At 66.5% G+C, this 12,046-nt stretch carries 10 protein-coding genes and 4 tRNA genes; 9 read left to right on the plus strand and 5 right to left on the minus strand.

The genetic code is table 11. The features are described from left to right. The first annotated feature begins 85 nt into the window (after positions 1 to 85). Positions 86 to 1,327 carry an alpha/beta hydrolase family protein gene (locus G328_RS13605; protein ID WP_019617463.1) on the plus strand — a complete coding sequence of 414 codons (1,242 nt, stop codon included), beginning with the start codon at positions 86 to 88 and terminating at the stop codon, positions 1,325 to 1,327. Here G328_RS13605 and G328_RS13610 read toward each other — a convergent pair. The 3 genes from G328_RS13610 to G328_RS0100930 are packed head-to-tail and all read right to left on the minus strand — an operon-like array spanning position 1,300 to position 3,415. Continuing rightward, on the minus strand, positions 1,300 to 2,079 hold the full coding sequence (locus G328_RS13610) for a dihydrofolate reductase family protein (RefSeq protein ID WP_019617464.1): 780 nt from the start codon (positions 2,077 to 2,079) through the stop codon (positions 1,300 to 1,302). The two genes, G328_RS13605 and G328_RS13610, sit on opposite strands and share 28 nt — an antisense overlap. Then, positions 2,080 to 2,502, minus strand: a complete 423-nt coding sequence (locus G328_RS0100925) for a SufE family protein (protein WP_019617465.1) — start codon at positions 2,500 to 2,502, stop codon at positions 2,080 to 2,082. Between the two features lie 7 nt (positions 2,503 to 2,509). After that, positions 2,510 to 3,415 (minus strand): sulfurtransferase, encoded by a 906-nt coding sequence (locus G328_RS0100930; protein ID WP_019617466.1) that lies wholly within the window; start codon positions 3,413 to 3,415, stop codon positions 2,510 to 2,512. 129 nt (positions 3,416 to 3,544) lie between these two features. On the opposite strand from G328_RS0100930, the gene zapE reads away from it, so the two are divergent. Continuing rightward, positions 3,545 to 4,537: a cell division protein ZapE gene (gene zapE, locus G328_RS0100935; RefSeq protein ID WP_051082806.1), complete on the plus strand. Its 993-nt coding sequence runs from the start codon at positions 3,545 to 3,547 to the stop codon at positions 4,535 to 4,537. A gap of 249 nt (positions 4,538 to 4,786) precedes the next feature. Beyond that, the gene (locus tag G328_RS0100940) at positions 4,787 to 6,034 is read left to right on the plus strand and encodes an ammonium transporter (protein ID WP_019617468.1); all 1,248 of its coding nucleotides are present in this window, start codon (positions 4,787 to 4,789) and stop codon (positions 6,032 to 6,034) included. 372 nt (positions 6,035 to 6,406) lie between these two features. Here G328_RS0100940 and G328_RS0100945 read toward each other — a convergent pair. Beyond that, a tRNA-Val gene (locus G328_RS0100945) sits at positions 6,407 to 6,481 on the minus strand. 195 nt (positions 6,482 to 6,676) lie between these two features. Between G328_RS0100945 and G328_RS0100950 the strand changes: the two genes are divergently transcribed. The 3 genes from G328_RS0100950 to G328_RS0100960 all read left to right on the plus strand — a co-directional run bounded on the left by G328_RS0100950 (position 6,677) and on the right by G328_RS0100960 (position 6,984). After that, positions 6,677 to 6,749: transfer RNA gene (locus G328_RS0100950), tRNA-Gly, on the plus strand. A gap of 49 nt (positions 6,750 to 6,798) precedes the next feature. Further along, positions 6,799 to 6,869: transfer RNA gene (locus G328_RS0100955), tRNA-Cys, on the plus strand. A gap of 43 nt (positions 6,870 to 6,912) precedes the next feature. Beyond that, a tRNA-Val gene (locus tag G328_RS0100960) sits at positions 6,913 to 6,984 on the plus strand. 68 nt (positions 6,985 to 7,052) lie between these two features. On the opposite strand, the gene G328_RS0100965 is transcribed toward G328_RS0100960, so the two are convergent. Then, positions 7,053 to 8,732 (minus strand): HNH endonuclease, encoded by a 1,680-nt coding sequence (locus G328_RS0100965; RefSeq protein ID WP_019617469.1) that lies wholly within the window; start codon positions 8,730 to 8,732, stop codon positions 7,053 to 7,055. 173 nt (positions 8,733 to 8,905) lie between these two features. Between G328_RS0100965 and G328_RS0100970 the strand changes: the two genes are divergently transcribed. The 3 genes from G328_RS0100970 to G328_RS0100980 all read left to right on the plus strand — a co-directional run bounded on the left by G328_RS0100970 (position 8,906) and on the right by G328_RS0100980 (position 12,039). Beyond that, a complete protein-coding gene (locus G328_RS0100970) occupies positions 8,906 to 9,307 on the plus strand; it encodes a hypothetical protein (protein ID WP_019617470.1) in 402 nt (133 codons plus the stop codon). Positions 9,308 to 9,547: 240 nt separating this feature from the next. Next, positions 9,548 to 11,470: a threonine--tRNA ligase gene (gene thrS, locus G328_RS0100975; protein ID WP_222828634.1), complete on the plus strand. Its 1,923-nt coding sequence runs from the start codon at positions 9,548 to 9,550 to the stop codon at positions 11,468 to 11,470. Positions 11,471 to 11,472: 2 nt separating this feature from the next. Next, positions 11,473 to 12,039 carry an HIT family protein gene (locus tag G328_RS0100980; protein ID WP_019617472.1) on the plus strand — a complete coding sequence of 189 codons (567 nt, stop codon included), beginning with the start codon at positions 11,473 to 11,475 and terminating at the stop codon, positions 12,037 to 12,039. Positions 12,040 to 12,046: the final 7 nt, after the last annotated feature.

Genomic DNA, 12,046 nt, shown 5'->3' on the forward strand with positions numbered 1-12,046 from the left:
TTAGGCAGCCGGGGTGGGGTACGAGGTGCGGCGCGCCGGGTTGGCAGGAACGCGCATCCACGCCGGGCATATCAGGAGCGAACACATGGCAGTACCCACCCAGACGCAGCCGACACTCGGCAGCGTTCGGCAGTTTGCGCGCAACGCAACCGCGGTGGCGGCGGGTGGCACCGTGTTCTTCGCGTCGCTCGCCGCGACCGCCGCGACGATGCTCGCCAGGCAGGTCGTGAACCCGCCTCGCGGCACGAAAGGACCCGTACGCGTCATCAGCTGCGACCTCTATGACGAAGAGGGCACCGAGGGAGTGATTACCCTCGAGCGCACGATCGAGTCGGAGACGGCGGGGGAGTACACCCTGCTCTGGGACGGGGCACAGGGTCGGGCACGGCTCGGCGAGATCATGGGCGCAACCCTCACGACTGTCTCGCGACGATTCGGCGCCGCGGTCGGAACCCCGATCGCCGGCACGCGCACCGTGCGAGTCGCCTCCGCGCCACAACGCGACATTCGCGACCTCGGGGTGCACTGGCGCGAGGTCGAGATTCCCACCGAGCTCGGCGAGATGCCGGCCTGGTTCGTGCCGGCCGACCGCGAGGCGAGCCACGACTGGGTCATTCATGTGCACGGCCGAGGCGCGGCACTCACCGAGCCGCTGCGGGCGGTGCCGATCGCTCGCGCACACGGCTGGAACTCGCTCGTCGTTAGCTACCGCAACGACCTCGGGGTGCCGTCGCCCGACCCTCGCAAGTACGGCCTCGGCCTCACCGAGTGGCGCGACGTGGATGCGGCGATCGAGTGGGCGCGCTCGAGGGGCGCCGAGCGAATCGTGCTCACGGGCTGGTCGATGGGCGGCGCCATCGTCGGGCAGACGTACCTGCGCTCCGAATTCCGACCGCTCATCGCCGGCATCATGTTCGAGTCGCCGGCGTTGAACTGGCGCGACATCCTCGTCTACCAGGCCGGGCAGATGCGGGTGCCGTCACCCGTCGCCAAGCTCGGGATGTGGCTGCTCGGGTCGCCCCTCCACCGCGGGCTCCTCGGTATCGACGCGCCAATCGACCTTGCAGAACTCGACCTCGTCGAGCGGGCCGACGAGTTTGACGTTCCCGTGCTCCTATTGCACTCGACCGCCGACACGGTCGTACCGGTGTCGTCGAGCCAGGAGTTCGCGCAGTCGCGACCCGACCTTGTCGACTACGTCGAGTTCACGCGGGCCCGACACACGCGCCTGTGGAACACCGACCGCGAGAGCTGGGAGACGGCGGTCGACGACTGGTTCGCCGGGCTCCGCGAACCCGCTCAGGCGCCGTCGGCGACGAGCCGCTGATACAGGTAGCCGTACTCGTCGGCGAGTAAGAGCTCGCGACGGAACCTCGTCTCCCGCGTCGAAGCGGGGAGCGCAGGCGCCGCGTCGGGGCCGAAGTACGGTGCCTGCGTGATGCACACCTCGTCGAGCAGGCCCTCGTCGAGGAACTGACTAATGAGCGCCTTGCCGCCCTCCACGACGATTTGGCGCAGGCCGCGCTCGCGGAGGTGCCCGAGTACCTCGGGGAGAGCGACGCCCCCGTCGTCGAGTTCGAACTCGACGAAGTTTGCGCCCGGCATGGTCTCGAGCGCGCGCTCGCGGGCCGAGGCTGGCCCGCACACGAGCACCGAGTGGGCGGCATCGTCGGGGCGAATGCGATGCCCCGTGAGGTCGCCCGAGGTCGTGATCACGCACAGCCAGGTCGGCCGCGTCGACGTGTGCCGCTCCTCGCGCACGGTATTCGCGCCGACCACGACGACGTCGCTCATCTCACGGATGAGGCGGAGGATGCGCCGGTCGGCCCGGTTCGAGAGGCTGTCGGAGGTGCCGTCTGGCCCCGTCACGCGACCGTTGAGTGAACCGAGCATGTTCATCCGCACCCAGTCTGCGCGCGGGGCTCGATAGCGTTCGCGGATCCAGTCGTCGGCCGCGCCCGCGTGTTCGGCATCAGCGAGGTCGAGCCTCGTGCCCTCCGGCGCGAGCTCGTGCAGCCAGGCCGGGTCGGGCATCCGTGCGAGGTCGAACGGTCGGCCGGAATCAGAGGCGTTCGACATTTACGCAGTCGCCTCGCGGACCTGGCGCTGCACGCGCCCGAGCATGCCGACCATGCCGTTCAGGCGCAGCGGCGATACCTGCTTCGTGATGCCGAGTTCGAACGGGAAGTCGGCGGGGATGCCGAGTACCTCGGAGACAGGGAGGCCATCGATGCCCTGCACGAGCACCGAGGCGAATCCGCGCGTGGTCGGTGCCTCGGGCGGCGCCTTCGCGAACAGGCGAACCGTGCCGTCGTGCACCTCGGTCGTAATGAAGACGGGCGACTGACACTCGATGACGCGCTCGAATTCGACGTCGCGGAATCGCTCGGGCACCTCGGGGAGCTCGTCGCTGAATTCGAGCAGGAGGGTGAGACGTTCGCGCTCGGGAATCGCGAGAAAGTCGTCGCGAATCTCGGCGAGCTGCTGGGGGAGCTGGGTCATCACGCGCCTATCGTGCCGGCGTCGCGCCGGGCTCTTCGCCAACCGCGATCGGAACGCCGACGAGTGAGCCCCATTCGGTCCACGACCCGTCGTAGTTGCGCACCGACGGCAGGTCGAGCAGGTACTTCAGCACAAACCAGGTGTGGCTCGAGCGCTCGCCGATGCGGCAGTAGGCGATCACGTCGTCGTCGGCGCCGAGGCCCTCGTCGACGAGGTAGATCCGTTCGAGCTCGGCACGCGACCGGAAGGTGCCGTCGTCGTTCGCGGCCTTCGCCCACGGCACGGATCGCGCCGTCGGGATGTGCCCGCCACGCAGCGCCGATTCCTGCGGGAAGTCGGGCATGTGGGTGCGCTCGCCCGTGTACTCGGGAAAGCTGCGGACGTCGATGAGCGGCTTGCCGGCGCGGGCGTGCTCGAGAACGTCGTCGCGGTAGGCGCGCAGGCCGGTCTCGTCGCGTTCGAGTATCGGATACTCGGTCGCGGCTCGCGCGGGCACCTCGCGAGTGAGTTCCCGGCCCTCGGCGATCCACTTGTCGCGACCACCATTCAGGAGCCGCACGTCGGCGTGGCCGAAGAGCTCGAACACCCACATCGCGTACGCGGCCCACCAGTTCGAGCGGTCGCCGTAGAGCACGATCGTGGTGTCCCGGGAAATGCCGAGGCGGCTCATCAGCGCCGCGAATCCCTCACCGTCGACGTAGTCGCGCACGACCTCGTCGTTGAGATCCGTGTGCCAGTCGACCTTGACCGCACCCGGAATGTGCCCGGTGTCGTACAGCAGCACGTCCTCATCAGATTCGACGACCACGAGGCCGTCGTCGCCGAGGTGCTGCGCGAGCCACTCGGTCGACACGAGCCGGTGCGGGTGCGCGTACTCGGTGAATTCCGGCGAAGCGTCGAAGTCGACGGGCATGATTTCTCCTTGCTGAACAGCGGTAGTCGTACCCAGGCCAGCGTAGTCTTGTGTCCGCATATTCCGTCCGTAAAGGAGACCTCTGTGACCGCTGGCGCCCTCGTTCATCTCACCGAACAGGTTCCGCAGATGACCCCGGACGAGATGGTGCGAGCGCTCGTGCCGCCGCCGCAGTTCGCACACGCGAGCTTCGACAACTACGTGCCGGATGACGCGTATCCGTCGCAGGCCGGGGCCGTTGAGATCTCCCGCGCGTTCGCGCAGGCGGGTGGCGGCAAGGCGCAGGGGCGCGGCCTGGTGTCGCGCCTGTTCAAGAAGTCACCGAGTGTGAAGCCCGGCGTGTATCTCGACGGCGGGTTCGGCGTCGGCAAGACTCACCTGCTCGCCGCAACGTGGCATGCGTTTGGCGGGCGCAAGTACTTCGGCACGTTCATCGAGTACACGTCGCTCGTCGGGGCGCTCGGGTATCAGAAGGCCGTCGAGGCGTTCACGGGCGCGAGCCTGCTCGCGATCGACGAGTTCGAGCTCGACGACCCGGGCGACACGATGGTCATGACGCGATTCCTCGGAGCGCTCGTCGAGAAGGGCACGCACGTCATGGCGACGTCGAACACGCCCCCGAACGCGCTCGGCGAGGGTCGCTTTGCGGCGCAGGACTTCTTGCGAGAAATCACCAAGCTCGCGAACGTGTTCGAGACCGTTCGCATCGACGGGGTCGACTACCGACGCCGCGCCGTCGAGGGTCACGCGGTCGTCACGTCGCCCGACGAGCTGGGTCGCGTCGTTGACGAGCGGATTGCCGCGGGGGAGACCATCGCGCGCGACGACTTCCGGACGCTCATCGATTTCCTCGCGAAGGTGCATCCCTCGAAGTACGTGAAGCTCGTCGATGGCATCGACGTGCTCGCCCTTAGTGACGTCACCGAGCTCACCGACCAGTCGGAGGCGCTGCGGTTCGTCGCCTTTATCGACCGCGTGTACGACGCCGAGATTCCGATGGTCGCATCGGGCGTGCCGCTCGACGAGATCTTCGGTGGCGGGATGGTCGACGGGGGCTACCGCAAGAAGTACCTGCGCTCGGTGTCGCGCCTCATCGCGTCGACGGGTGCGCTCACCGCCTAGCAGTTCGTACACAGTGTGCAATCGGCCCGTGGCTCGGTACATACCTGGCCACGGGCCATTTTCGTTCACGGCGACCCGACGTTTGTTAGCGTTGCGCGCTCGTTAATGTTTGTTGACAGCGCAAACTTACATAAAAGATGCGCTAAAAACGTCATTTATTTCTCGGAATCTGGCTAACCTCAAGGTCCATGCACCGGAGGTTCACGGCCGAGCGAGCGGCCGCCCCGGTGTGCGGAGAGGAGAACTCCAATGGATACAGGTGGTGCGGCCTGGCTCATTACGGCCACAGCCCTCGTGCTGTTCATGACGCCCGGCCTCGCGCTGTTCTACGGCGGTCTTGTGCGGGAGAAGGGCGCCATCTCGATGATGATGATGTCCTTCGGTGCACTCGCGCTCGTAGCGGTGCTCTGGGTGCTGTTCGGGCACGCGATGATTTCGGTCGACGGATCGTCGTTCTTCCAGTTCGCGGGCAACCCGTTCGCTGACTTCGGCATGGTCGAGACGGCGAACGATAACGAGGCGCTCATGGGCAGTGCCTATGCCGCGACATTCGCGATCATCACGGTCGCGCTCATCTCGGGTGCGATTGCCGACCGTGCACGCTTCGGCTCGTGGTTGCTGTTCGCGGGAATCTTCGCGACGGTGGTCTACTTCCCGGTGGCCGCTTGGGTCTGGGGCGGCGGTTGGGTCGCGCAGCTCGGTACTGCGATGGGCTTCGGTGACCTGGCCGTGATCGACTACGCCGGTGGCACCGCAGTGCACATCAACGCGGGCGCAGCGGCGCTCGCACTGGCGCTCGTGCTCGGGCGTCGTCAGGGATTCGGCCGTGAGCTGGCGCAGCCGCACAACGTGCCACTCGTGCTGATTGGTACCGCCGTGCTGTGGTTCGGCTGGTTCGGGTTCAACGTGGGTGCCGAGGGCACCGGCAACCTCGTCGAGGGCATCCCCGGGCTCATTGCGATGAACACGATCATCGCGCCCGCCGCCGGCATCCTGGGCTGGCTGCTGCTCGACCGCATCCGTGGCAAGAAGCCCTCGGCTGTCGGTGCGGCGTCGGGTGTCATTGCCGGCCTCGTGGGTATTACGCCCGCATGTGCGGATGTGCTGCCCGCCTGGGCGCTCCTGCTCGGCTTCGTCTGCGGTGTCGCGGCCTCGTGGGCCTGCGACTTGAAGTGGGCGGCGAAGTACGACGACTCGCTCGACGTGGTCGGTATTCACCTGGTCGCCGGACTGATCGGGTCGATCTGGCCCGGGCTGTTCGGTACCGCATCGGGCCTGTTCTCGGGTCACGGCGTGCAGCAGCTGATTCTGCAGGTCGTCGCCTCTGTGGCGGTATTGGTCTACTCGTTCGTGGTGTCCTATGTGGTCGCAATGGTTATTCAGAAGACCATCGGCTTCCGCATCACGAGCGAGGAGGAGCTCGCTGGAGTAGATGAGAGCGTTCACGGCGAACGTGCCTACTCACGCGGCGAGCTCGGGCGGGTCGGCGCGGTGTAGGGCGCAGTTGCTCGAGCCGCGGGGAGCAGTGGCGTCGCGCGCACTTGCTGCGGGCCAGCGACATGCTGTGTGAGTGTGTGTGACGCGACTGATCTACCGACCCGTTGGGCCCCGGAACCTCTGGTTCCGGGGCCCTTGGTTTGTGTGTGGGATCGAACCAGGGCGCGATTCTCGAAGGCGGAGCATCGCTCCGCCGAATCGTGCGGGGTCACTGGCAAATGAGTAAGGGCCCTGTGTTTACAGGGCCCTTGTGTGGTGGGTGATACTGGGATCGAACCAGCGCGCGATTCTCGAAGGCGGAGCATCGCTCCGCCGAATCGTGCGGGGTCACTGGCAAATGAGTAAGGGCCCTGTGTTTACAGGGCCCTTGTGTGGTGGGTGATACTGGGATCGAACCAGTGACCCCTTCCGTGTGAAGGAAGTGCGCTACCGCTGCGCTAATCACCCGCAACGAGGGTCTATCTTGGCACACGTTGCGCGGCGGTCGCAAACCGGTGCGGGCGCGACACGCGCTGCGGAGGAATTTTTCATGGATTTACCAGGCATTTAGATTTTTCTGCTTGGTTCGATTTGCGTTGTGCGATTTGCTTGCACTAATGTAGTTCGAGTGCTGAGGGCGCCCCACGGGGAGCAGGAAGCCACGCGGATGTAGCGCAGTTGGTAGCGCATCACCTTGCCAAGGTGAGGGTCGCGAGTTCGAGTCTCGTCATCCGCTCGAGTGTGAACAAGACCACGTCTTGCTAGCACGGGCAAAGACCCAGTACGGTGACGTGGCCGAGAGGCGAGGCAGCGGCCTGCAAAGCCGTTTACACGGGTTCGAATCCCGTCGTCACCTCGGTATCCTGTAATGGATGCAATGCAAATCTCTCACGAGATGAGCGCGATTGGCGCAGCGGTAGCGCGCTTCCCTGACACGGAAGAGGTCACTGGTTCGATCCCAGTATCGCGCACAAGATAAGGGTCCTACTTCGGTGGGGCCCTTTGTCGTTTGTGACGCGGGCCGTGCCGATCGTGGGTGTCAACAGCGGGTGCGGACCTTCGGCGCGTATCTCCTTCGCCCGCCGAGCCGTGGTGTGCGATCTGGGTACACGCTCGCGGGTGGGATGAACCACACCTCGTCGAGCACACTGAACCGCGCCGGCCTTGCCGGACCCGTGTGCGGGTCAGCCGTGCCCGGTGGCCCGATGCGGATCTGCCACTCGTCGTCGTGGATGCGGTGGTGGCAGGTCGTGCACAGCAGGATTAGGTTCGCGAGGTCCGTCGGGCCCGCATCTCGGGTCCAGTAGCGGACGTGGTGCACCTCGCACATCGACGGCTCGAGACCGCAGAATGCGCACCCGCCGTCTCGTTCGATCAGTGCTTTGCGCTGGGCGGGGGTCGCGAGGCGGGATGCTCGCCCGAGGCCGAGGACTTCGCCTGCGCCGCCGAGCACGAGCGGGATGATCCCGGCCTTCGCGCAGAGCCGCCGGGCGGCGCTGGCGCTGATCGCGGCGGGGAGTCCGTCGATCGTCGCGAGCCCAGTGCTGGTGAAGGCGCTGCGCGGGTCGAGACCCGTTGGTTCGTCGGTGGACTCGTCTTCGACGTCGTCGAGCAGCCCGGCGTCGCGGGCGCGGTCGATGAGGTCGCGGTCCTGCATTCGCACTACCACCTGGGTCGAGCAGCCGGGGAGTTCGTTGCAGCCGATCGCGTGCTGGCAGAGCATGATGAACGCATCTGCACGCAACTGCCGGACCGTGCGGGTCTCCTCCACGATTGGCACGACCTCGCCCTCGGCCTCACCTCCACCTTCGGTGCGGTCGCAGTCGATGTCGCGCACGGCACCCGTGACGCTGCCGTCAGGGTTGTTCGCGCCTCGCGACTTGCGGAGCTCGTTCGTGACGTACGCGTTCACGCCCGCGAGGATCGGCGCGGCACTTGCCGCATCCAACAATCCCTTGATCCGCACCTGCCCAGTCGGGAGCACCGTCAGGTCGAAGTAGCGGCCCGCGTACGCCTCGGCTTCGGTTGGTTCGACGCCGTCGGGATCGAGCACCGACGCCATCCCCGCGATCACCTGCACAAGCTCCCGCGAGGTGAGCCCGGGCGCCGCCTCAACGAGCGCAACTTCCGCCTCAATCAGCGTGACCGGGTCGACTCGCGGCGTGATGTCGTCGAGGAACTCGACAATCTTCCCCGCGTACTCCACCGGCAGCACGGCAGCTGCAACCGAGTCGGCGACGTGCTCGTACCGCGGTGGCAGCACCTCGCCCTGCAACGTGACCCGCGTGCTGGTGGCCTCACCCACTGAGTGCAGCTGCCGCGCGAAGTTATACGGCACCCCGAGGAGGTGCGCGGCCGCGATCGTCGAGTTCGAATAGCCCGCCCGCTTCGACAGCGCGTCCCGCCCGAGTGTCTTTGCCGACCGCTTCGCGAGTTCCCGGCTCAACGCGGCGGCCCGCGCGAGCACGGCCCGCACCTCGGCACCGTACGCCTCGAGGGCACGCATCAGTTCGCCGTCGGGAAGGTCGGCGAGGTTCGGGAGCGCCCGCAGCTCCCGAGAAGCGGGCGCACCACTAATTTCGCCGGGCGCCCTCGTTACTTCGCCACAGTCGTCCACGGCAGACTCGGGGCCCTCATCCACCGGCCGAAACTCGACCCCGCGTCGCGGCCGCGTGAGCGCATCATCGCGCCCATCACCGGTGACATCGTCGTTCGACATTCGAGCCACCGCCTCTCGGTCTACCCGAGCCCTGCCAACACATCCAATCTAGCATATCTGTTCGATAGAATATCAACGAAATACGCGTGTACCGCGTTTTTTCAGTATCCACAGAGGAAGAATTCACTTGACATGATCCCGCCGGTCTTCGCCGCGCCCAATAGACTGACCGAGTGAACTTTCGACGCGCCGCACTGACTCTCGCAACGCTCGCCGTAGCGGCGGCCGCACTTACCGGCTGCACCGGCGGCGGCGCGTCCGCGGTGCCCGATGCGACCGGGGATGCCACCGAATACGCCAGCGCGACTGAGCTTCGCGACGCATTCATCGCGGCCGGCGGCACGTGCGACCAGTGGGAGCCGCTCGACCCGGGCGACTACGACGCCGACGCGGGCCGATGCTCCGACACGGTCGTGATCGCGGTCTACTCCGACCCGGCAGAGCTCGATGCCGCGGTCGAGCGCGCGCAGAACCTCGCGGTGCAGACGCACCTCCTCGTCGGCGAGAACTGGATGCTCAACATCGAGAACCCGCAGGACTACGTCGACGCGCTCGGCGGTACCACCGTCAGTTGACCCGGCGGACGGATGCACGTCGAGGGCGATCCGCCCCAGGACGCGCCCCGCGATGGCTCTAGAATCGTTCGATAGCTGGCGTCCGGACGCCGGTGCCCAAATCCATCCACGCAAGTAGGAGCCCACGTGTCTGCACCAGACCTCAAGACCGCACCCGAACCCCTGCGACTCGAGGCCCGCACGACGACGACGGGCACCGAACTGTTCGCGGACTCCCCAAAGCAGCCCGCGATCGTTGCCATGCGTGTCGAGGGTCAGCTGCTCGACCTCTTCCGCGAGGTCGAGGCTGGTCAGACCGCCGAGGCTGTGACGATCGACAGCGAGGATGGCCTGAACATCCTTCGCCACTCGGCGGCCCACGTGACGGCCCAGGCCGTGCAGAAGCTCCACGCCGACGCGAAGCTCGGCATCGGCCCCTTCATCACCGATGGCTTCTACTACGACTTTGACGTCGAAGAGCCGTTCACTCCCGAGGCGCTCAAGGCGATCGAGAAGGAGATGCAGCGGATCATCAAGCAGGGTCAGCGCTTCGCCCGCCGCGTCGTGAGCGACGAGGATGCGCGCGCCGAGCTTGCAAACGAGCCGTACAAGCTCGAACTTGTGGGGCTCAAGGGGAGCGCGGGCAGTGACTCGGGCGAAGACGTTGAGGTCGGCGCCGGCGAACTCACGATCTACGACAACGTCGACCCGAAGTCGGGCGACACGGTCTGGTTCGACCTCTGCCGCGGCCCGCACCTGCCGTCGACGAAGCTCATTGGGAACGGCTGGTCGCTCATGCGCAGCTCGGGCGCATACTGGCGCGGTAGCGAGAAGAACCCGATGCTGCAGCGCATCTACGGCACCGCCTGGCCGACGAAGGACGAACTCGTCGCGTACAAGACCCGCATCGAGGAGGCGCAGAAGCGCGACCACCGCAAGCTCGGCGCCGAGCTCGACCTCTTTAGCTTCCCCGACGAGATCGGCTCGGGGCTCGCAGTGTTCCACCCGAAGGGCGGCATCATTCGCCACGAGATCGAGACGTTCATGCGGGAGCAGCTGCTCGCGCACGAATACGAACTCGTGAACTCGCCGCACATCACCAAGGGTGCGCTGTTCGAGACGAGCCAGCACCTCAACTGGTATAAGGACGGCATGTTCCCGGCCATGCACCTCGATGAGGTCACCGACGATGAGGGCAACGTCACGAAGCCGGGCCAGGACTACTACCTGAAGCCCATGAACTGCCCGTTCCACAACCTCATCTTCCGCGCCCGGGCCCGCAGCTACCGCGAGCTGCCGCTGCGCCTCGCCGAGTTCGGCACCGTGTACCGCTACGAGAAGAGCGGAACGCTCTCGGGGCTCACCCGCGTGCGCGGCCTCACGCAGGACGACGCGCACATCTACGTCACCGACGAGCAGGTGAAGGACGAGATCAAGCGTCAGCTCGAGTTCGTGTTTGACACGCTGCGCGCCTTCGGCCTCAACGACTTCTACCTCGAGCTGTCGACCCGTGACCCCGAGAAGTCGGTTGGCTCCGACGAGCAGTGGGCCGTCGCCGAGGCGACGCTGCGCGAGGTCGGCGAGGAGTCGGGCCTCGAACTCGTGGACGACCCGGCCGGCGCAGCGTTCTACGGACCGAAGATCTCGGTGCAGGCGCGCGATGCGATCGGCCGCACCTGGCAGCTCTCGACTGTGCAGCTCGACTTCAACCAGCCTGAGCTGTTCGAGCTCGAGTACGCGGCTGCTGACGGCACTCGTAAGCAGCCGATCATGATTCACCGTGCCCTACTGGGTTCGATCGAGCGCTTCTTCGCGATCCTCCTCGAGCACTACGCCGGCGCTTTCCCCGTGTGGCTTGCACCCGAGCAGGTCGTCGGCATCCCCGTTGCCGACGAGTACGCCGATTACCTCGGCGAGGTCATTGGCAAGCTGCGGAAGGCTGGAGTGCGCGCCCGCCTCGATGACTCGACCGATCGGATGCCGAAGAAGATTCGCACCCACACGAAGGCGAAGGTGCCGTTCCTGCTCATCGCGGGGGAGGACGACCGGTCGGCCGGAGCCGTCTCGTTCCGGTTCCGCGACGGCTCGCAGCGAAACGGTGTACCCGTCGACGAGGCAATCGAGCTCATCCGCGGCGCGATCGTGCAGCACACGCTCGTCACGACCGACGCCGACCTGCAGTAGCCATGAGCGACGAGCGTCCGGAGCCCTACGAGCTGCAACCCGAGGGCGACTTCGTCGGCGTACCCGACGGGTTCCAGCGCACCTGGGTGCCGCACCGCATGGCGTACCTCGATGCGCCGGGCACGCCGCACCGCTCGGAGCGACACGAGTGTGTCTTCTGCGCGGCGCCGGCGAAGTCCGACGAGGATGCGCTCATCGTGCACCGGGGCGAGCACTGCTACGTCGTGATGAACCTGTACCCGTACAATACGGGGCACCTGCTCGTGTGTCCGTATCGGCACATCGCGACCTACGACCTGGCGACCGATGACGAGGTGCTCGAGATGGCGCACCTCACGCAGCGGGCGATGCACGTGCTTCGCTATCAGGGCGGGGTCGCGGGCTTCAACATCGGGATGAACCAGGGTGAGGTCGCGGGGGCGGGAATCGCCGGCCACCTGCACCAGCACATCGTGCCGCGCTGGCCGTACGACGCGAACTTCATGCCGATCATCGCCCGCACGAAGCCGATGCCGCGGCTGCTCGGAGACCAGCGCGCCGAGATCGCGGAACGCTGGGACGCCGACTAGGCAGGCG

Origin of the sequence: [Zimmermannella] faecalis ATCC 13722 (assembly GCF_000381765.1) — a bacterium.
Classification (GTDB): domain Bacteria; phylum Actinomycetota; class Actinomycetes; order Actinomycetales; family Microbacteriaceae; genus Gulosibacter; species Gulosibacter faecalis.

Bases quoted from the DNA above. Each gene is read 5' to 3' on its own strand.
- G328_RS0100930 (WP_019617466.1), bottom strand. From the start codon at position 3,415: ATGCCCGTCGACTTCGACGCTTCGCCGGAATTCACCGAGTACGCGCAC.
- G328_RS13610 (WP_019617464.1), bottom strand. From the start codon at position 2,079: ATGTCGAACGCCTCTGATTCCGGCCGACCGTTCGACCTCGCACGGATG.
- G328_RS0100925 (WP_019617465.1), bottom strand. From the start codon at position 2,502: ATGACCCAGCTCCCCCAGCAGCTCGCCGAGATTCGCGACGACTTTCTC.
- thrS (WP_222828634.1), top strand. From the start codon at position 9,548: ATGCGTGTCGAGGGTCAGCTGCTCGACCTCTTCCGCGAGGTCGAGGCT.
- G328_RS0100980 (WP_019617472.1), top strand. From the start codon at position 11,473: ATGAGCGACGAGCGTCCGGAGCCCTACGAGCTGCAACCCGAGGGCGAC.
- zapE (WP_051082806.1), top strand. From the start codon at position 3,545: ATGACCCCGGACGAGATGGTGCGAGCGCTCGTGCCGCCGCCGCAGTTC.
- G328_RS0100965 (WP_019617469.1), bottom strand. From the start codon at position 8,732: ATGTCGAACGACGATGTCACCGGTGATGGGCGCGATGATGCGCTCACG.
- G328_RS13605 (WP_019617463.1), top strand. From the start codon at position 86: ATGGCAGTACCCACCCAGACGCAGCCGACACTCGGCAGCGTTCGGCAG.
- G328_RS0100940 (WP_019617468.1), top strand. From the start codon at position 4,787: ATGGATACAGGTGGTGCGGCCTGGCTCATTACGGCCACAGCCCTCGTG.